At 46.1% G+C, this 19810-nt stretch carries 14 protein-coding genes and 3 tRNA genes; 11 read left to right on the forward strand and 6 right to left on the reverse strand.

Translation table 11 applies throughout. From position 1 onward, the window contains the following. Window positions 1-99 precede the first annotated feature (99 nt). The 3 genes from L0G63_RS05340 to ribA all read right to left on the reverse strand — a co-directional run bounded on the left by L0G63_RS05340 (window position 100) and on the right by ribA (window position 2606). Window positions 100-573 (reverse strand): cytochrome c, encoded by a 474-nt coding sequence (locus L0G63_RS05340; RefSeq protein WP_301449709.1) that lies wholly within the window; start codon window positions 571-573, stop codon window positions 100-102. A gap of 367 nt (window positions 574-940) precedes the next feature. Continuing rightward, the gene (hemF, locus tag L0G63_RS05345) at window positions 941-1939 is read right to left on the reverse strand and encodes an oxygen-dependent coproporphyrinogen oxidase (protein WP_301449710.1); all 999 of its coding nucleotides are present in this window, start codon (window positions 1937-1939) and stop codon (window positions 941-943) included. Window positions 1940-1946: 7 nt separating this feature from the next. Beyond that, window positions 1947-2606 carry a GTP cyclohydrolase II gene (ribA, locus tag L0G63_RS05350; protein ID WP_301449711.1) on the reverse strand — a complete coding sequence of 220 codons (660 nt, stop codon included), beginning with the start codon at window positions 2604-2606 and terminating at the stop codon, window positions 1947-1949. 536 nt (window positions 2607-3142) lie between these two features. Here ribA and dxs point away from each other — a divergent pair. Next, on the forward strand, window positions 3143-5203 hold the full coding sequence (gene dxs, locus L0G63_RS05355; RefSeq protein WP_301449712.1) for a 1-deoxy-D-xylulose-5-phosphate synthase: 2061 nt from the start codon (window positions 3143-3145) through the stop codon (window positions 5201-5203). Between the two features lie 344 nt (window positions 5204-5547). Next, on the forward strand, window positions 5548-6375 hold the full coding sequence (locus L0G63_RS05360) for an inositol monophosphatase family protein (RefSeq protein ID WP_301449713.1): 828 nt from the start codon (window positions 5548-5550) through the stop codon (window positions 6373-6375). 57 nt (window positions 6376-6432) lie between these two features. Here the strand turns inward: L0G63_RS05360 and L0G63_RS05365 are convergent, their stop codons facing one another. Further along, entirely contained in the window at window positions 6433-7860 is a 1428-nt protein-coding gene (locus L0G63_RS05365) for a wax ester/triacylglycerol synthase family O-acyltransferase (protein ID WP_301449714.1), read from the reverse strand. 120 nt (window positions 7861-7980) lie between these two features. After that, the gene (locus L0G63_RS05370) at window positions 7981-8805 is read right to left on the reverse strand and encodes a thiazole synthase (protein WP_301449715.1); all 825 of its coding nucleotides are present in this window, start codon (window positions 8803-8805) and stop codon (window positions 7981-7983) included. Window positions 8806-9250: 445 nt separating this feature from the next. Between L0G63_RS05370 and gspE the strand changes: the two genes are divergently transcribed. Further along, on the forward strand, window positions 9251-10804 hold the full coding sequence (gene gspE / locus L0G63_RS05375) for a type II secretion system ATPase GspE (RefSeq protein WP_301449716.1): 1554 nt from the start codon (window positions 9251-9253) through the stop codon (window positions 10802-10804). A gap of 378 nt (window positions 10805-11182) precedes the next feature. Here the strand turns inward: gspE and L0G63_RS05385 are convergent, their stop codons facing one another. Continuing rightward, window positions 11183-11911, reverse strand: coding sequence for a DUF4442 domain-containing protein (locus tag L0G63_RS05385; protein WP_301449718.1), 729 nt, complete (start codon window positions 11909-11911; stop codon window positions 11183-11185). A 233-nt stretch (window positions 11912-12144) separates the two neighbouring features. On the opposite strand from L0G63_RS05385, the gene L0G63_RS05390 reads away from it, so the two are divergent. The 8 genes from L0G63_RS05390 to gspF all read left to right on the forward strand — a co-directional run bounded on the left by L0G63_RS05390 (window position 12145) and on the right by gspF (window position 19807). Beyond that, window positions 12145-13611, forward strand: a complete 1467-nt coding sequence (locus L0G63_RS05390; RefSeq protein ID WP_301449719.1) for an McrB family protein — start codon at window positions 12145-12147, stop codon at window positions 13609-13611. Between the two features lie 12 nt (window positions 13612-13623). Next, entirely contained in the window at window positions 13624-15183 is a 1560-nt protein-coding gene (locus L0G63_RS05395) for an McrC family protein (RefSeq protein ID WP_301449720.1), read from the forward strand. 231 nt (window positions 15184-15414) lie between these two features. Continuing rightward, window positions 15415-15491, forward strand: a tRNA-Pro gene (locus L0G63_RS05400). A 108-nt stretch (window positions 15492-15599) separates the two neighbouring features. Continuing rightward, window positions 15600-15676 (forward strand) — tRNA-Arg (locus tag L0G63_RS05405). Between the two features lie 41 nt (window positions 15677-15717). Continuing rightward, window positions 15718-15793: transfer RNA gene (locus L0G63_RS05410), tRNA-His, on the forward strand. Window positions 15794-16254: 461 nt separating this feature from the next. Then, complete coding sequence (locus L0G63_RS05415; protein ID WP_301449721.1) at window positions 16255-17190, forward strand: AraC family transcriptional regulator; 936 nt, start codon at window positions 16255-16257, stop codon at window positions 17188-17190. 286 nt (window positions 17191-17476) lie between these two features. After that, window positions 17477-18538 carry a hypothetical protein gene (locus L0G63_RS05420; protein WP_301449722.1) on the forward strand — a complete coding sequence of 354 codons (1062 nt, stop codon included), beginning with the start codon at window positions 17477-17479 and terminating at the stop codon, window positions 18536-18538. Between the two features lie 66 nt (window positions 18539-18604). Continuing rightward, complete coding sequence (gspF, locus tag L0G63_RS05425) at window positions 18605-19807, forward strand: type II secretion system inner membrane protein GspF (protein ID WP_301449723.1); 1203 nt, start codon at window positions 18605-18607, stop codon at window positions 19805-19807. Window positions 19808-19810 lie beyond the last annotated feature (3 nt).

Here is a 19810-nt window from a genome sequence, read left to right on the forward strand (position 1 = left end):
ATGACTAAACTTATCATTTTTAACACCGAATCGCCTAAAAAATAGTCGCTGTCAGTGCCATGGTCGAATGTTCAACACGCCCTAGTCCAGTATAAAGCGTTAGTCATTTCTTGCTCTAAATTCGGTATGGCATGATTTACAGCTTGCACCCACTTCACCAAAGGCAGGCTGAACGTCTTCGACACTAGTGGCAGTCTGCGCAGCGGCATTTAGCTCTGCGGTGACTCTTTGAAAGTTATCTGCTTCGGCACTGAAACCATCAGCATTTGACCATACGGCTTCAGTCGCGTTGCCCATGGCTTCTTGGTTTTCAAAGTGACTCCAAGGGTTTGCCGCATCTTCTGCCAAGAATGATGCCTGCTCTTTGAAAACTGCCGCATCAAAGGTATCAGGGGCTTTGACCATATCACCCATGACGCCCATCGCATCGCCCCAGCTTTTCATGCTGTCTTGGCGCGCTTTGATATCAGGGTCGTCGGCTGGACCACTACAAGCGCTCATGCCGAGCGCTGCTGCCAGCAGGGCAGCACCAAAAACAGATTTCAAAGATTTTGTGGTACAAAGCTGTGCCATATGACTTACTCCTTTAAACGTGGCTAATAGTAGGCATCGCTATCACGCTTGCCTTACCTCAAATATTATTATAAAAATATTTCTTAAGATTCTTTTGCGCACAGTGGCTGCTAAAGAGTCTCTACTATTGTAGCGTTTATCGGCAGAATGGGAGCAATATAATGTTATGTCCTCGTAATCATTCAGGTAATTAAAAAGAGCTTATAGTGTCAGTAACACGATTATTGTTCATTTTATTCAAATGTCTTATCAGTAATGTCATATCAATGCAGTGAAATTCAGTATCAGTCATGATATGAATGCGAAAAGGCCAGCGATAATCGCTGACCTACACTCTCAAACCTAACATTCTTGAGCTTTAAAAAGCTTAGAGAGCCAACCAATCACGCGGCTTGAGATAATAATCAGTTAACTCAAATTCAGGCGTGCCCTCAGCCGGCTCAAACCGATAATGCCAGCTGGCAAGAGGTGGCATACTGACTAAGATCGACTCAATACGGCCGTTACTTTGTAGACCAAATAATGTGCCACGATCGTAGACCAGATTGTACTCTACATAACGGCCACGGCGATAGAGCTGGAACTCACGCTGTGCTTCGGTATAAGGCATATCTTTACGCTGCTCAAAAATCGGCAGAATACCATCAAGGTAACCATTGCCAACGGCTTTCATAAAGTCAAAACATGTCTCAAAATCCCAACCGCGACTCTCCGTACTGACATCATCATAAAACAAACCGCCGATGCCCCGCTGCTCATCGCGATGGCGCAGATGAAAATACTCATCGCACCACTGTTTAAAGTCAGCATAAATATGGTCACCGAAAGGCGCGCACAAATCGTGGCAAACCTGATGCCAGTGTACACAATCGGCGAGCACTGGGTAGAAAGGCGTCAAATCAAAGCCGCCGCCAAACCACCAAATAGGCGCTTCGCCTTCTGCCTCTGCTACGAACAAACGTACGTTGGCGTGGCTGGTCGGCACGTTAGGGTTTTTGGGGTGTACCACTAAGGACACGCCCATGGCTTGCGCTTTGCGACCAGCGATATTGGGGTGGCGTGCAGTGGCAGAAGCAGGCAAATTGTGGACATGGATATGACTGAACATCACGCCTGCTTTTTCGATGACCGTGCCATCTGTCAATACGCACGAACGACCGCCGCCGCCCTCTTTGCGCTCCCAATCGTCAGGGACGAAAGTTGCATTGCCGCCGCCATCGCGTTCTTGTGCTTCTAAGGCGTTGCAGATACGAGCCTGCAGGTCCACCAAGAACGCCCGCACACGTAGGATGTCTTGATTGGTTGGCGTAGTCTCTGACGCTACGGTTGATAGGTCTGCTTGGTTATCTATATTTGAAATACTCATAAGACATCTATTTATTTAGGTGTATGGCTGTATTAAAATCTTTATCGAGCATGTGCCCCATACGATCGCGTTTGGTCGCTAGGTACTCAGCATTCATATCGTTGACCCCTACCAATAAAGGCACCCGTTCAACAACGTCAATACCATGCTCAGTCAAATAAGCGACTTTGTCTGGATTATTGGTAATAAGTCGTACCGCGTCAACACCGATATGGGCGAGCATGGGGCCGCACATATCATATATCCGTGCATCAGCAGGTAAACCTAGCATAAGATTTGCGTCCAGCGTATCGTGTCCCTGATCTTGGAGCGCATAAGCGCGAATCTTGTTGGTCAGACCGATACCGCGACCTTCTTGACGCAAATACAAAATCGCACCGCATCCTGCCTCTTGGATGGCTTGCATGGCAGTATTGAGCTGTGGTCCGCAGTCACACTTCAATGAGCTAAACGCATCGCCTGTTAGGCACTCAGAATGAATCCGAACCAGCGGAATGGGTCTTTGCGACGACGTGTCATCTGAGCTAGGTGCTGTCGTTTGATCGACCACAGGCAGACCAACGGTCAGCATCACATGCTCTTGACCTTCATCGTTTTCAAAGATATGAATATCAAACTCGCCATGACGAGTGGGTAGTTTGGCACTAGTGATAAGTTGATATGACATTACTGTCCTGCATAAGCCTATAATCGTGGCGGTGAAAGGGAGGCTATCTCTGTGTTGAAAAAGCGGCGACATCCTAGCCTCAATAAAAAGGCTAAGATGATAGCAGTTTCATAAAGAGCGTGTGCTTAGCGTGTGCTTATTGTATTTATTATAAAAACACACAAAGTTCACAGACGACGCACGATGATTAAAGCGACGATTAAAAAAAAATGCTATTATGCCATACTATTTTGATGGATACAGTGACAAGTCTTTATCCTTACATTACTATGTCGTCACTAACATTCCATATCGATATAAAATAATAGGGCATAATACCAGGCTTTGGTATCTTTGCATCCTGCATGGAAGCATGGTCTACTATGATGAACGTGCTTAGGATAAATAGTAAAACGATAGAAATGCAACAGTTGCATGAATAATTATATGGTCGATTACATCAATAATGATGTAGATATTATTGACGTCTCTTAGTGATAGCCAAAGCTATATCAAAGGCACGTCTTGTCAGTAGATTGGTAGGTATCGTACGGTTTATGCAGCAGTCACCTCATTCCCCAAAGTCTCAGTCCTTATCTGCATCAGCACCTGGCTCTGCTGCTCAGCTATCAAGCTTACAGCAGACCTATACCGTGATTCCACGCGTGCGTCCGCATACGCCACTGCTTGATGCAATCAATACCCCCTCTGATATGAACGCGCTATCAACCGCGCAGCTGATTACATTGGCTGATGAGCTTCGCCTTTTTTTGCTGTATTCAGCAGGACAAAGCGGTGGGCATTTTGGTGCCAATTTGGGCGTGATTGAGCTGACGATTGTATTGCATTATCTATTTGATGCTCCGCAGGATCAGATAGTGTGGGACGTAGGCCACCAAGCTTACGCGCACAAAGTCCTGACAGGTCGCCGTGAGCAGCTGGCCTCGATCAGATCGAAAGATGGTTTGACCGCATTCCCAGAGCGTGCAGAATCTGTCTATGATACTTTTGGTGTGGGACACTCATCGACCTCGATCTCAGCGGGCCTAGGCATGAGCTTAGCGTTACGCTATCAAGGCTACGCGCAGACCGTTGCCTGTATCATTGGTGACGGGGCGATGACTGGCGGTATGGCTTTTGAGGCGATGAACGACGCGGTACAGCAAGATGCTGATCTGCTTGTCATTTTAAATGACAATGATATGTCCATCTCTTGCGCTATCGGTGGCTTTTCGCGTCACTTGGCAATGCTTTGGGAATCGGGCTATCAGGTCGACATCTCTGAGTCAGGCAAGCCGGTACTTTGTCAGCGTCCTGATATGCAAGGCTTTGATCGCCGCAAACGTCACAAAGCAATGCGTGATGTACCGCAGCTAGAGGACAATTTATTTAAGGCGATTGGCTTTACTTATTTTGGGCCGTTTGACGGTCATGATGTCCCTGAGCTCTTGCGTGTCTTGTCATTAGCAAAGCAGCTCAAAGGCCCTGTTTTGGTCCATATTTATACGACAAAGGGCAAAGGTTTTGCGCCAGCAGAGCTAGACCCAGTTGGTTATCATGCGATTAGCAAGCTACCAGCAGAACGTGAGAATGACTCTCAAAGCAAATCCACAGAACAACCCAAACAAAATATACCGCCTGCGCTGAAGTACTCGCAAGTATTTGGTCAGTTCTTATGCGACAAAGCTGCCACAGATGATAAGTTACTGGCTATCACACCTGCGATGGAAGAAGGCTCGGGCATGATCGACTTTGCTCGTCATTTTCCAGAGCGGTTTTTTGATGTGGCTATTGCCGAGCAGCATGCCGTCACTTTGGCTGCGGGTATGGCAACTCAAGGCGTCAAACCTATCGTTGCGATTTATTCGACATTTTTGCAGCGAGGTTATGATCAACTGATTCATGATGTGGCATTACAAAACCTCGATGTGATGTTTGCGATTGACCGTGCAGGCCTCGTTGGTGAAGATGGTGCCACACATGCAGGCGTGTTTGATTTTAGCTTCTTACGCTGCATTCCCAACATGGTGATTGCTGCGCCAAAAGATGAAAACGAATGCTACCATCTGCTCAATACTTGCTATGAGTATCAAGGTTGTACGGCGGTGCGTTATCCGCGTGGTACCGGTACAGGCGCCGCTATCGAGCAGCCAGCACAGACTTATAAAATCGGTGAAGCCGTTATTGAGTCAGTATTGGGCAGCAATGATGCGCCTTATAAGCTAGCGATATTGGCTTTTGGTACAATGGTAGCGACAGCGCAGGACGCCGCAGAGCATATAATCAACGATATAACGCTAGCGTGTCAGGTGCATGTGGTCAATATGCGCTGGGTCAAGCCTCTAGATACAGAGATGCTGGATACGTTGCTTGCACAGGGCATGACTCATATTGCAACTTTAGAAGAGCATATGGTTATGGGCGGCGCTGGTAGTGCGGTCAATGAGTATTTGCTCAATGAATCAGCCGCTTTTAAGCGTTATCGTCCGATCATTAGTAACATCGGTATTCCTGATCGCTTTATCGCGCACGGAACGCAAGCTGAGCAGTGGGCGGATTGTGGTTTGGATGTGACAGGGGTGATCAAGCAACTCAAGCAACTGTTGTCATCGGTTTGATTTTTAGATTGACAAGATTGGTTAAAAATTATTGTTTTAAAAGCTATTACTGTAAACAGATATGAGCTCCCTAATTTGAGCAAACGCCTACTAGCCGTAGGTGCCAACTTTTTTACAACTTGCGCAGTGTATGTGATCACCAAAATACTGGCTTGGTCAGCGTAACGGTTTTTTCGTTTTTATCGAACAATTTTAGTATAATGCGGTTGCCTGTTATCAATTATCATGGATAACAGGCAGGTGTTTAATCGCATAGATGTGGTGTGATGCGGCGGCTGTTTGGCATGTTGTGGGCACAGAGTTGGTCTTATTTTTTATTCATTCATCAAGCAAATAGGTTATTTATGGAACCCATGGTCGTCATCGCAGCGCGTACTGCCGAAAAAGTCGGTAAAGAGATTTTATATGCGCATCAAAACCGTCACAAAATCGAGTTAGATATCGAGTCTAAAGGACTGGATGGTCTGGTGACGCGCATTGATCGCTTTAGTGAAGAGCTCACGATTGAGACGCTAAAAGCCAGCTATCCGAATCATTCATTTTTGGGCGAAGAGTTTGGTATGCAAGAAGGTCAGGGCGAAGACGCTGACTGGTGCTGGATTATCGATCCATTGGACGGTACCAAAAACTTTGTGCACGGCGTACCGCAGTTTTGTGTGTCTATTGCAGTGCAGCATAAAGGCGTGACGCAGCATGGTGTGATCTATGATCCAATCCGTGATGAGATGTTCTCTGCTAGCCGCGGTAAAGGCGCTCGTTTGAACCAACGTCGTATCAATGTCAGCGAACGCAAAACCATCGATGGTGGTTTCTTTACTACAGGACATCCGCTTGAGCGTAAGCGCAACGGTGAAGTGATCTCTTATGCCAAGCAGCATTTTGAGAGCTTGCAAAAGATATCGGAAGCCGGTGGTCAAGTACGCCGTCTAGGATCAGCAGCGCTTGATTTATGTTATGTCGCTGCTGGCCGCTTTGATGGGTATTTTGAGATGTCTATCAAGCCTTGGGATATTGCAGCAGGTGAGCTTATCGTCACTGAAGCACGCGGCGTGGTGGTCGATCATACTGGCGCGCACAACTCCATGACATCAGGCTCAATTTTCGCTTGTAATGTTAAGTTGTTAAAGCCACTGATGCAGACTGTTGTGCCAATTTGGGGCGATGTGATTTAAGCACAAAATAAACAGGCATTCACGCCGAGCGATTCAAACATAAAAAAGCTGGTTTCATTACGGAGCCAGCTTTTTTGCTTTTTTAGCGCGTTTGTCTTCGACCGTAATACCTTGAAACGCCAAGTCTTTGCTCACTGTCTCTAACAGTTGTAGCTCTTCTTCTATCAGCACCAGCATGTCTTGGACACGCGGTAGGGCTTTGCTACACGCCGTAATGCCAAACTCAATTCTATCTAAATAACTCGCCAACGTGATATTCATGGCTTGACCGTTGAATACAATAGAAGCCGGATACAGCGATTGTAAGCGCGCGCCATTCCAGTATAGTGGCTTCTCAGAACCAGGAACGTGAGAGATGATGAGGTTGAAGGCTTGTTTTTTGGGAAAGATACCAGTCGCCAAGCTGATACCTTGCCATGCATAAGCGATGACACTGTAATTGATAACTTGCGCTTGGTTCATACGGCGAAAGCGGCGCTTGCCGTTATTCATACTACGATGGATCAGCTCCATTCTGCGCAGTGGGTTGTCCAAATGCGTGCCTAGATTGGCCAATACAAACGACAACTGATTGCCAGAGATACTATCATCAGTGCGTAGCGACATCGGGACAAACGCAATCAGCGGCTTGCTTGGTAGCGCATCCATTGAGATCAAGTAACGACGAATGGCACCAGCGCAGACCGCCAGTACCACATCGTTTTTGCTGATTTTGAGTCTGTCCGCAATGTGCTTAAATCGTTGTATGTCATAAGACTGCGCGGCGATACGACGCGATGCGGAGATGCGCCTGTTCAAAATGCTCATCGGCGCATCAAAGGTACCGACATAGCCTTCATCACCATAGTTCTTCAAATTGTCTATCAATTCTGTAAAGACAGGTTTGATGGTAGAGAGTTGCTCTTTCATGATGCGTCTAATCGAGCGCTCGGCAGGCAAAAACGCATTGACTTGATTGCGATGGCGCGCCATCAGTGACCAAACAGGTAGCGTGACAGGTTCAGTCGGCGATTGTGATAAGGATTTTTTTACCAAACGCATGGCCGCGATACCATCAACAAGAGAGTGATGAATCTTAAAATACCAAGCAAACCGCTCAGGGCCGCCTTCCACTTCAGGCTGAATGCCTTCAATGACATGACATTCCCAGAGAGGCATCGCACGATCCAGCAGTCGACCGTGTTCTCTTGACACGTACATCAACAGCTCACGGATACGCCCAGGACTCGGTAGCGCCACATGATGTAAATGATGCTCTACATCGAAGTTTTTGTCCTTTTTCCAAAATGCCAAGTACTCTAACACTTGATTGAATGGAAAGCTTGGCGGGACATCAGAGTTTTGCATTTGCTTGACCAACTGATAGACAAAGTCGCTATCAGCGCCCTCTGGCAGCTCAAACAAAAACAGTCCACCCACATGCATTGGCTGTTTACGCGACTCAAGAAGTAAGAACAACTGGTCGACTGCTGTGAGAAGTCGCATAATAAATCCTTTTATGACGGAGATGAATAAAAATGATAGCTGACAGGTGGCTGATTAAATCAGATTTCCGTCTTATTATTTTATAATCGGTTTTTTGTTAGGGCTGACCCGAGCAAGCGCTTACTGGAAAAAATAGCCTGTTTGCGGTGAGCTGGCAGTTGCCATTTTTCGCATCGGCATACGGCCGGCCAAAAATGCGGCGCGGCCTGCCCATACGGCATGCTTCATGGCATGGGCCATCATCACAGGGTTTTGCGCATTAGCGATCGCTGAGTTCATCAGAACGCCATCACAGCCAAGCTCCATGGCAATCGCAGCATCAGATGCTGTACCGACACCCGCGTCAACCAACACAGGTACTTTGGCGTTTTCAATGATGAGACTGAGGGTGTGGCGATTGAGCAAACCAAGCCCAGAACCAATCAAGCTCCCAAGTGGCATGATGGCGACACAGCCCATGCTTTCTAGCTCTTGGGCGACGATAGGATCATCTGAGCTATAGACCATGACTTCAAAGCCATCATCAACCAGTACTTGCGCCGCTTTTAAGGTCTCAGTGATATTAGGATAGAGCGTTTTTTCATCACCCAATACCTCAAGCTTAACCAAATTGTGCCCGTCCAATAACTCGCGAGCAAGTTTACATGTACGAATGGCAGTTTCGGCATCAAAGCAGCCAGCCGTATTCGGCAAAATCGTATATTTGTCAGGAGAGATGACATCGAGCAAGTTTGGCTCATCACTGTTTTGACCAATATTGGTACGGCGAATAGCAACGGTCACAATCTCTGCTGCCGACGCGGCGATCGCTTCGCCTGTCTCCGTCATGTCTTTATATTTGCCAGTACCAACCAGCAGACGAGAGGAAAAAGTACGACTACCAACAGTAAAGGTATCTTGTAAAAGTGGTGTCGGGTGAGTAGCAGTGCGAATGTTCTCTGACATAACTAAAAATCCTAATGACAAGCGAGGTAGATATAGTCGGTTCAAGATACTGTGGATACGATGATGGCGAGTGATAGTATCACTGATAGCAGACCAAAGCAGTCTGTCACCGTATCTAATTCAGATAGCATTGACTATAGAAACAATATAATACGCGGTATAAACACTATTAAAAAAAGTGACGCAGACAATCATAGCGCACCATCAGCAGAATAAAAAACTGCATGATAAGGTTAGCTATAAGTACCGTAAAAATAGGCGAGCTGCGATACAAAAGTTACTCGCCATATAAAATAATACGTGTCTAAAACAAAATGCTATTATAACAAACTCATGCGCGCTTACTTACACTCTTTTTAGCGAAGGTGAGTTGCGCGTAGGGCGCTCACTGTGCTCTGACATGGGTGTATTTTTTGACATTATTTTTCTTTATTAGGTCGTCTTTATGATGCAGTTGCCGTACAGTTTTGCAAAACGCCATCAGATTTTGGCCATACTTGCGATTGACCCCGAGTTACCGCCGACTTTGGTGCTCACTAAAGCTACGCCATTGTCTGCAATCAATGAAGCTGTGCGGTTTTTGCAGCAGCAAGGCAGCCGCAGCGTACCCAATTATGACAGCGTCAGCTCTGAGGATTTTGAAAAACGTATGAACGCCGCTTATGCTGGCAATACAGGAGAGTCGCAACATATCGCTGCTGGTCTTGAAGATCATCCTGATCTTGATAGCTTAGCTGATAGCGTCCCTGAAACTGAAGATTTGATGGATCAACAAGATGATGCGCCCATTATCCGTCTGATCAATGCATTATTGTCAGAAGCGATTCGTTTGAATGCGTCGGACATTCATATTGAAACCTTTGAAAAACGTTTGGTCGTCCGCTTCCGCGTTGATGGCGAGCTTAAAGAAATCATCACGCCAAAGCGTCAACTCGCGCCATTACTGGTATCACGTATCAAAGTCATGGCCAAACTGGATATCGCAGAAAAGCGTGTACCGCAAGATGGGCGTATTAGTTTGCGCCTAGCGGGACGTGAGGTCGATGTGCGTGTATCAACACTACCGTCGAGCTTTGGTGAGCGTGTGGTGATGCGTTTACTAGACAAGCAAGCTGGTCGGTTGAACATGACGTATTTGGGACTATCCGACAACGACTATACCGAGCTTAAACGTTTGATTCATCGTCCGCATGGCATTATTTTGGTGACGGGGCCGACAGGCTCGGGTAAAACCACGACGCTATACTCTGCATTGACGGATTTGAATGACCAAACGCGTAACATCTTGACCGCTGAAGATCCGATTGAGTTTCAGCTCGATGGTATCGGACAGACACAGGTCAATAATAAAGTCGATATGACTTTTGCCAAAAGTTTGCGCGCAATGTTGCGTCAAGATCCGGACGTGGTGATGGTCGGTGAGATTCGCGATTTGGAAACGGCAGAAATTGCTGTACAAGCGTCTTTGACAGGGCATTTGGTCCTATCAACGCTGCATACCAATACCGCTATCGGCGCGGTGACTCGTTTGCAAGACATGGGCGTTGAGCCATTTTTATTATCGTCGTCATTGATCGGTGTGGTGGCACAGCGCTTGGTACGCACGCTTTGTCCCCACTGTCATGGCTGGCAAGCTGCTGACCCAGAGCAAGCCAAGCTGTTTACCGAGATTGGTATTGAGCCAATTTTAGAAGGTAAGGCTACAAATATCGCAAACCAGCCTATTCGTCTTCCCAAGCCCGTGGGCTGTGATAAGTGCAATCAGTCAGGGTTCAAAGGACGTACGGCGATATATGAAGTCGTGCCCGTCGATGATACGCTGCGCCGCCTGATTCATAGTAATACCGCTGAGTATGAGTTAGAAGCGTATGCTCGCCAGCAGACACCATCGATTCGTGCGGATGGTCTACGTAAAGTTATAGAAGGGCGCACGACTTTAGAAGAGGTGCTGCGAGTGACCAAAGAAAGCGCATTGACTGACGATACGATATTGGTATAAATGCTTGGATACAAGTGGTGCGCCAAAATAGTGGCAGATCAGTAAACCATCAAGATAAGACAAAGGGTGTGGCGTCCTGATGGTTTGCTAACAGTGTGTCATCAATTTCTTAAATCGTTGTTATTTGGCAGCGACACACTCAATCTCGACACTGGCGCCTGCGGCCAACTCCGATACGCCAAACGCAGAGCGTACAGGGTAAGGTCTAGACAGTTCCATCTTATAGACTTTCCATGACCCATGGTGGGGCAAATAAATAGGTGATAAGTTTGGACATCCCTGTCTCCTTATGGGGGTAACTACAGATATGCTAATCATGTGACAGCTATATAGTAGATAGCGCCTATCAAGCTTATGTCAGTGCCATAGCGTGATCCATTATTTGCTATCAATTGTCTCATGATCTATAGACAGGGCGTCCTCGTTTTTGCTCTTTGCTTGAGCATCGCTGTCATACTCTGCTGCTTTTTCATTTGCTTTGCCTTGGCGGCGCGCCTCTAGTTCAGATTTTGGAATCCAAGCCCATGTCATCTCAACCACGATTGGGTCACGGTCACTATCAGACTCGCGATCATCAATGACACAAGGAATGACCATTTCACCTTTTGGCGTATTCAAGATCTGCAAGCGCTGCTCATCAGACAGACTGGCTATAGCGGCAATTTGACCTTTTTTGATCGGCCGATAAAAGTTAACCGAGTAAGACTTAATCAGTAGGACACGGTCAGAAGGTAGGTTTAAGCCCAAGATAAAGCCCGTTGCCGTCTCAGCCAGTAACGTGATGGCAACAGCATGAATAGAGCCAATGTGGTTCTGTACATTTTTAGTATTATTGAGACTGACGATCACTTGATTGGGTTCGACCATTTCATAATATACGCCCGTTGTTCCTACGTACGGCACCACTTTTCCAAAAGCTTTTGATAAAATGCTCGAGCGTGCACTCGCAGGCAGATACTTGGTGACGGAGAGTAATTTGGTAAACTGATTGCTAATGGGTTTTAGCGTGCTACTGGGTTTTTCGATGGACGCTTTTGTGCTGTCAGATACGATGGCTGATTTTATATTGGTCCGCTTGTTGGGGCGTTTTTTCAATAATCCTGACATACAAAATTCCTTACTGTAGATAGATCGAATGATGGGTTGTGATAGTGGTAAAAATAGAGGTTAGCAAAATCACTATCCATCTTATGGTACCTCAACTCAGGGGTTCCTACTATTATTAGCATGAACTGCTGCGCTTATAAATCTGCTGAGTCAATAGTATCTTACGCGCTGCCCTATAATAGCGTGATAGATATGCGACTTGTCTTATAAATTTTACGATGCTGGATAATACTATGCCTGACATGTCCACCCACGAGCCGACCAATATTATTTATACTGGCGTTGCGGGGACAGGAAAAACCTATCGATTGCTCCAAATCGCGAAGCAATATACTGATTGTCTGCATGAGACAGATAATGAAGCGCTACTTGGGCAGCTGTTGCAAAGCCTAAGCTGGCGTGATGTTGTATGCTTGATATTCTTAGATCTTCAGTCAAAAAAGCAAGATTTGGTAAAAGTACCTGAATTGGTTAATCATATATTCTTTGCTACAAAAGCACTGCAAAACGATCGAGAGAAAAACCTAAGCAATACCGCTTGGTCTGTATTGCAAATGCACAGTCCTACGACGTCAGACACAGTGAGTTATAAAAACCGTGCCAGCCAAGCGTATTTTGATAAAGATAGCAGCGGCGCATGGTATTTATTGCCTGAGAGTAGGGGGCTATTAACAGAGCTATCACAGCAATTGGCGGAGTTTAAGCAAGCGCAGCGCGACCACCAAACCAATCAAAATCAAAGTATGGGTCAGCAGCGTTTTAGTATGGTGAGCTTCCATCAAGCCTATGGCTATGAGGAGTTTGTGGAGGGTATTCGCCCTATGATAGGCCGCTCGACTCACACCCACAACAGTCACTCTAATCAGACCCAGATGAGCTATGGTATTCAAGATGGTGCGTTTTTAACGCTGTGTCAGCGCGCGGCGCGTGATCCTCAGCGTCGTTATGCAATGTTGATTGATGAGATCAACCGTGCCAACGTATCACGAGTATTTGGTGAGCTGCTCAGTTTGATTGAGCCAGACAAGCGAGCTGGCAAGCCAAATGCGATGACGGTCAATTTGGCATACTCTGGTCGTGCGTTTAGTGTGCCTGAGAACGTGGACATTTATGCCACTATGAATACCCAAGATCACTCGCTTGCACCCCTTGATATGGCGCTGCGTCGACGTTTTCGTTTTATTGATTGTCCGCCGCAGCCTGAATTATTGCCCACGATTGGCGAGGACAGCAACACGTCCGATCTTTTGCCAACAAACATAATAGATTTGGGTCAATTACTGACAGGCCTAAACACGCGTATCACACAGACGCTAGGGGCTGAGGCACAGTTGGGTCATGCGTTTTTATTTTCAATTGATGATTTGGCTCAATTACAAACGGCGTTGGTTGAACAAATAATTCCGCAACTGGCGCAATCTGCTGGCGGTCAAGTGGCTATATTGCAATATATTTTTAGAGATGAGCAGCAGCCGTTAAGGACGCAGTTTATTCATGATAGCCAAACGGTGATGAGTCATGATTTGCATCGTTCGCTCAACCATTCAAATGACACGTTGCCCCAGCATCAGTTGTTCGCCGGACAGGGTGCGCTCTTTGGTCAAGCGATGGATGTGGGCGGTTATAGAATTAATGCCGACCTTGTTGCTAAGACTGGTGAGTTTGGCAAGCCCGCTATCTATCAGCGTTTGTATGAGTAAGGTGGCTGTTTAGTGAGAACTCATAATCAATATTATGCGCAAGGAAACTATATTAATGCAGATAATATTAATGCAGATAATATTAATGCAGATAATATTAATGCAGACAGTTTTTATGCTCGTATGCCTAACAGTAAGGCTCTCGTAGCAAATGTTATCACGGTATTTGAGCATCAACGCCTCACACTACGAGATTTTTGCCATATATCGGATTTTCATTGGTTAATGGCGCAAGAGTTTGCTGTGTTTACCATCAAGCGTCAGCAAGGACAATGGCAGCTCAAGGTCGGGCATCATATAGGCATCATCTTACTGCCAAGTGGTATGACACTTGAGCTATTACCAAAACTGAATCAATCCACTCAATATAATAATATTGCTCAGACTCGTCACTGGGTACAAAGCATGTTATCTGATTTAACTCGTCTTGATGCGCGTCAAAGTCGTAAACTGCCTAATATGAAAAATTTGGGTCAGTTTAGTGGTCAGTCGATGGCGTTACCCATAGAGGCGCCGCCTTTGTCCGATTGGTTGGTGACGCAATTTTTAGAACGCTTGGTTCACTATCAGCCCGTCCAGCACTATCAGGCGCATACTCAAAACCAGTCAGCCATACAAGGGCGATTGCTCATTAAAGAGCAGCTTCGCTACAATAGTATGCAGCCGCATAAATTTTTCTGTGAGCGTAGTGTGCTCAGTCAAGACATGTTGGCCAATCGGTTGATTAAAAGTGCGTTACTCTACTTGATGCCGCTATTGTCTCAGTCGATGTGCTCAACTCTTTTGCAGCCATGGCGGCCGTTATCTGGGCTAAGTCGACAGGAAAGGCTGCGACTCTCCTCCATTTATACCCAAGCAAAGCGGCAACTAGATGTTCAGCCACTTCAAAAACAAAAACTGCGCGCCGCTCAGCAATTAGTAGATTTGGCTTATTGGCTATTACAGCAATCGGAGGCGGCGACAGGTTACGGTATTGATCCTGCCAAACTAAACCGATCTCAGCTACGCTTATGTGTATTGATTGATATGAATCAGGCGTTTGAACAATGGGCAAGTCAGCGCATCGCATCGATGTTTCAACAACTCAGTCACAATTGTCGGCCCCTGTATCAAACCCAAAGTGTCTGGCTAAATGATGCTCAGGGACAGGCATGCGTATCTATACGGCCTGATCTACTCATCTATCAAGCAGCTGCTGATAATAGTAACCACGCGATGCACAATACTATGATGCATAAAACAGAGCAAAAAGGCCGTTATAGTCATGTCATCGACATTAAGTGGAAATACCTGTCTCATGCAGCGGCTATTAGCGCAAGCGATGCTTATCAGTTGACCAGCTATGCACAAGCTTATCAAGCGGGGCAAGGTTGGATGGTATATCCGGTACTAGGAGACGCGCGACAACCAGTAGCACTTAGGCCGCAAATTTATCAAGGTGGCGATTGCGATCATAACAGAGGGTGTGATCATCACGATGAAGGCCAAGCGGCGTTGTGGCTGATACCGTTCGATGTACTGAGCGGGACGATCAATCATGACTGTCTCATACATCTGATGTCAGTATCATAATTTTATTACGGTGAAATGTCATGCTGGATAATGGGCTTTTTCAGCGACGTTTTTATCCGATTGCCTCTTTTTAAAAGAATTTTGCATTTATTTTAAATTAATCGAAAATAGGTGTTGACACAATCGCCTTTACCCCTTAATATGTGCACCTCGATAGCGAGGAACATTAACAAGTTAGCGGCATTGCCAACAACGAGTTACTCAACAAACTATCGTGATAATAGAGAATTTCGGAGTGTGGCGCAGTTTGGTAGCGCATCTGGTTTGGGACCAGAGGGTCGTAGGTTCGAATCCTATCACTCCGACCATCTATTTTAAGAGCCTTACAGGCTTTTTTTTATGTATAATGATTTAGTTTCTGATATAGTAAATACTGTATGGAGAGTCTAAATTAAGTATATAAAAGTCCTCTAAGAGCGCCTGTAGCTCAGCTGGATAGAGCATCTCCCTTCTAAGGAGGTGGTCGCAGGTTCGAATCCTGCCAGGCGCGCCATTTAGCCTGCAAATCTTGCCTTCTTCTTGGCAGTAGTTATGGCGGTTGTAGCTCAGTTGGTAGAGCCCCGGGTTGTGATCTCGGTTGTCGTGGGTTCGAGTCCCATCAGTCGCCCCATTCTATACTATCTACGTATAAATTCTATCCTTATAATACACACTATATTAAGTCATCGCATCCGCCATTGTTGGCGTTTTTTTTTTGCCTGTTTGATTTCTATTTTTCTGCACTATCCTATACTATTAATCTGCTAAAATCCCAAGCCTCGTATCGTGACGAGCTTATTATTGCCCCAACCTTGTGATAGGTTTGTTTAAACCTGCGTTGACTGCGTGTGCTCGGCTATTCGTTAGTAGGGCTTATAAGTGAATAGACAAGATATTTTAAATCGTGCATTATGCTTACACTTTTATTTATTTGTTTTATTGATCAAATAGCGAGCTCTTAGAGCAAGTATAGATATAAAAAACGAGTCGAAACACCTTGCTAAGTATACATTGAAGAATTTAAAAGCATTTCGGGTATATAGCTGTCTTTTAAGATTTGTTATTGACTCTGTATTATTAAGGAACTGATTGATGGACGCATTGAGCGTATTGCTACAGAATGTGTACTTATTTGAGACTAAGTATTATCGTTTGAATGGTGCTGGCAATTGGTCTTATTCTATGAGTAGAAAAGACACCATTTTATTTTATTTGGTGATGTCGGGCGGTTTTTGTATTGATGTTGGCAATGATCTGCGTGAGGCTCGTGCAGGTGACATGATTATGATCCCAAACGCGCACAAGCATGTGAGCTATGCGCTTAATCACAATGGTGAGCACGCCCAGTCGCTCGATGAGTTGTTGGTCAGTTGTGAGGATTGTATCCTCAATATCGATGGGGACGGCGATCCTAATTCGTCTTTGATACTCATTGAATGTAAGTATGATAAAGAGATGATCAATCCTTTATTGTCTGTGCTACCACCCATATTGCCTGAGCTTAATGACGCCGCTGATGGTCGCTTTGAGGTGATCGATGTGGAGATTAAGCTGTTAACCTTGGAGTCTGAGCATGAGCGTATGGGTAAGACGGCAGTTATCAATCATTGGGCGAGTATCATGATGATTGAGTGTTTGCGTGTCTATATCGAGAGCCTACCTGAAGCGACTGAGAATTGGCTCAAGGCCATGAAAGATCCGTTTTTGACCAAGGCGCTAGCAGCAATGCATGAGGCACCCAGTCAAAGCTGGACCATCCATCAGCTTGCAGAAGTGGCAGGTATGTCACGCTCAAGCTTCGCTCAGCGTTTCAAAGACACGGTGGGGATGCCGCCGCTTACTTATTTGATTGATTATCGCTTGCGTTTGGCTGCCCGTTATTTGCGTTTGCAACAAAACAGCATCAGCCGTATCAGTGAGATGGTAGGCTATGCGTCAGACTCGACGTTTAGTCAGGCATTCAAGCGGGTGTATGGTGTTTCACCAAAAGCCTATCGTCAGGAGTATCAACAGCAAAAGCTTGCGTAGACCATACCCCTTATATCCATGATTCTCTATCCGAGCGTTAAGGCGATTTATATGTCCTTAGCGCTTTTTTGTTTTTTATTGATCGATGATGCATAGAGACAAAAAACTTGCCAGTCAGCTGGCGCTATTTTCGTTAGGCAAGGCTGACAATGGGCTTGTGTTCAGGTACTATGGGAGAGTGTGTCGTCGAGGTGTGAGCGTTCGTATTTGACGCATAATATGTGACTGTATATCCGTTGCATAAAAGGATCGAGACGATGTTTATTTTTGCTGCTGATGGTATGTTATGACTGAACCGACCGCAAAGCCAAGTACAGAAGCCAATAGCCACCAAGGTACTACTGCAACTGCTAAAAAAGAAAACAATATCGACAAAAAAAACGCAAGAGATGATTTGCCTACTGGCAAAACTGCGCCAAACGATCACTTGGACGAGATACATGACAAAGCGGCACTATTGACGTTGTTTACTCTGTCAGATACCAAAGAAAAACCCCAAGAGCCAAGCGCTACCGAGCAGTCTGATACTCACACCTCAATGCCGCCCACTGCCTCAAACGAATCTAGCGTAGCTACGCAGCGTATCGCGCTTTATCGTGCCCAGCATGAACGCACTCGATTGCTCTATATGGCATCTGCCAATACTCGTCCTACGTACTTGGTACAAACCCTCAAATCACAATTTGCAGAATATCAACAGTACCTGCTCGCTCAGCAGCTTGATAAGCGTGGCCTCATGGATACGGACTTACTTGAGCGACTCTGGCAGCAGTTGCATGTGGTCGATGATATCATTGCAGATATTGTGCGTCATATGCCAGCTCAGCAGCCAGCAGGTTGGCAGCTTACGACGCAAGATGGTCGCAATCCGCTATGCTTTGCCACCGTTGGAAAGCTCAAACATGGCAAACCAGTACGTGATCAAGGCAGCCTCAATAACTACGTGCTCGGACATTTTGGGGTGAGCAGTTTCACCTATGATCGAGGTTATTATATTGGTCATGTGGTTGGCTACTTGTTCAGTTGTTATTTTTGCGCGCATCTGTCCATCAGCTATGGCGTAACAGCGCTCGGTCAGCAAGTGGTCTCGGATTATGAGTATGCCAGTCTTGAGACCCCTCATATGGTCAGGCTGCTACAGGGCCTAGATGGATATTGCAAAAAACGCGTCTATCAGCTCGCGGTTATTTGTGCGCGTTTGAGCGTTTTTGCAAGTGACAAGCGTATCGAGAGAATGCTGATCGCTGAGGTGAATGATTTTGATAAAAAATTACAGCAGCAACATTTAGATGTTTTACTATTACAAGGCTTGATGCCTGATAGCAATGATTCAACGCCGCTTTTGTAAATATAGAGATTTTGTTAGGCCATACATTTAAACACCTACCTATGACTTTTTAGGACATCTGCTGCTATGCCCGCTTATCATTTCAAAGCGCTTGACGATCAAGGTAGTGTCCAAAAAGGCTTGCTAGAGGGGGACTCTGCACGGCAAGTGCGTCAGCAGCTACGTGACAAGCAGTGGACGCCCGTCGAAGTAAGCGCCGTCAATGACAGACAAAGTCAAAGCAAAAGCCGCTACAAAAAACCATCTGCCTATGAGCTGGCCTTACTCACGCGCCAACTATCTGTACTGCTAGCGTCCGGCATTCCGCTTGAAGAAACCTTGGCTGCGGTCGCCAAACAATCCCCCAAGACCCATATCAAATCGTTAATGCTGGCGGTGCGTTCGCATGTTTTGGAGGGATTGAGCTTAGCGCGTGCCTTGCAACAAGCGGCAAGTTTCCCGCCTCTATATATTGCCACGATTGCCGCTGGGGAGAAATCGGGTCATCTAGACCTCATTCTGAATCAGCTAGCGGACTACACCGAAAACCGTTTTGCTCTCCAAAAGAAAATCCAAGGGGCGATGGTGTATCCAATTGTACTGATGATCATGGCGATTGGGGTCATCATGGGACTGATGAGCTTTGTGGTGCCCAAAATTGTCAAAGTTTTTGAGCAGTCTGAACAAGCTTTACCACTGATTACGCAAGTCGTTCTGACATTATCAAATATTATCACGCAGTGGTGGTGGCTCATGCTTCTCGTATTGGGCGGAGCCGCGCTTTTGCTTTATCGCTTCGCCCAAACGCAGGCTGGCAAGCTTGCCATAGACAGTGCGGTACTCAGACTGCCAATACTTGCCAGATTGTCTAAGGGATTGAATGCCGCGCGTTTTGCCAGTACGCTTGCAATACTGGTGCGCTCAGGCGTGCCCTTGATTGAGGCTTTGCATATTGGTGCGGCGGTAACGACCAATCTGCATATCCAGCAAACGATCATGAGCGCTGCTGATAGAGTCACAGAAGGCTCAAGCTTGTCTAGCCAACTCGAAAAATCTATCTACTTTCCACCCATGATGGTACAGATGATTAAAAGTGGGGAGAACTCAGGCGAGCTTGAAAATATGCTCAGCCGTGCCGCCACTATGCAAGAAGCGGAAGCCACCAATTTTATCAGCACTTTATTGTCACTACTTGAGCCTTTGATGCTGGTCTTGATGGGCGTCGTGGTGATGATTATCGTGATGGCAGTGATGCTACCAATCGTTAATATGAATGACTTAGCAGGCTAGTCA

The organism is Psychrobacter sp., assembly GCF_030454045.1.
Lineage (GTDB): Bacteria > Pseudomonadota > Gammaproteobacteria > Pseudomonadales > Moraxellaceae > Psychrobacter.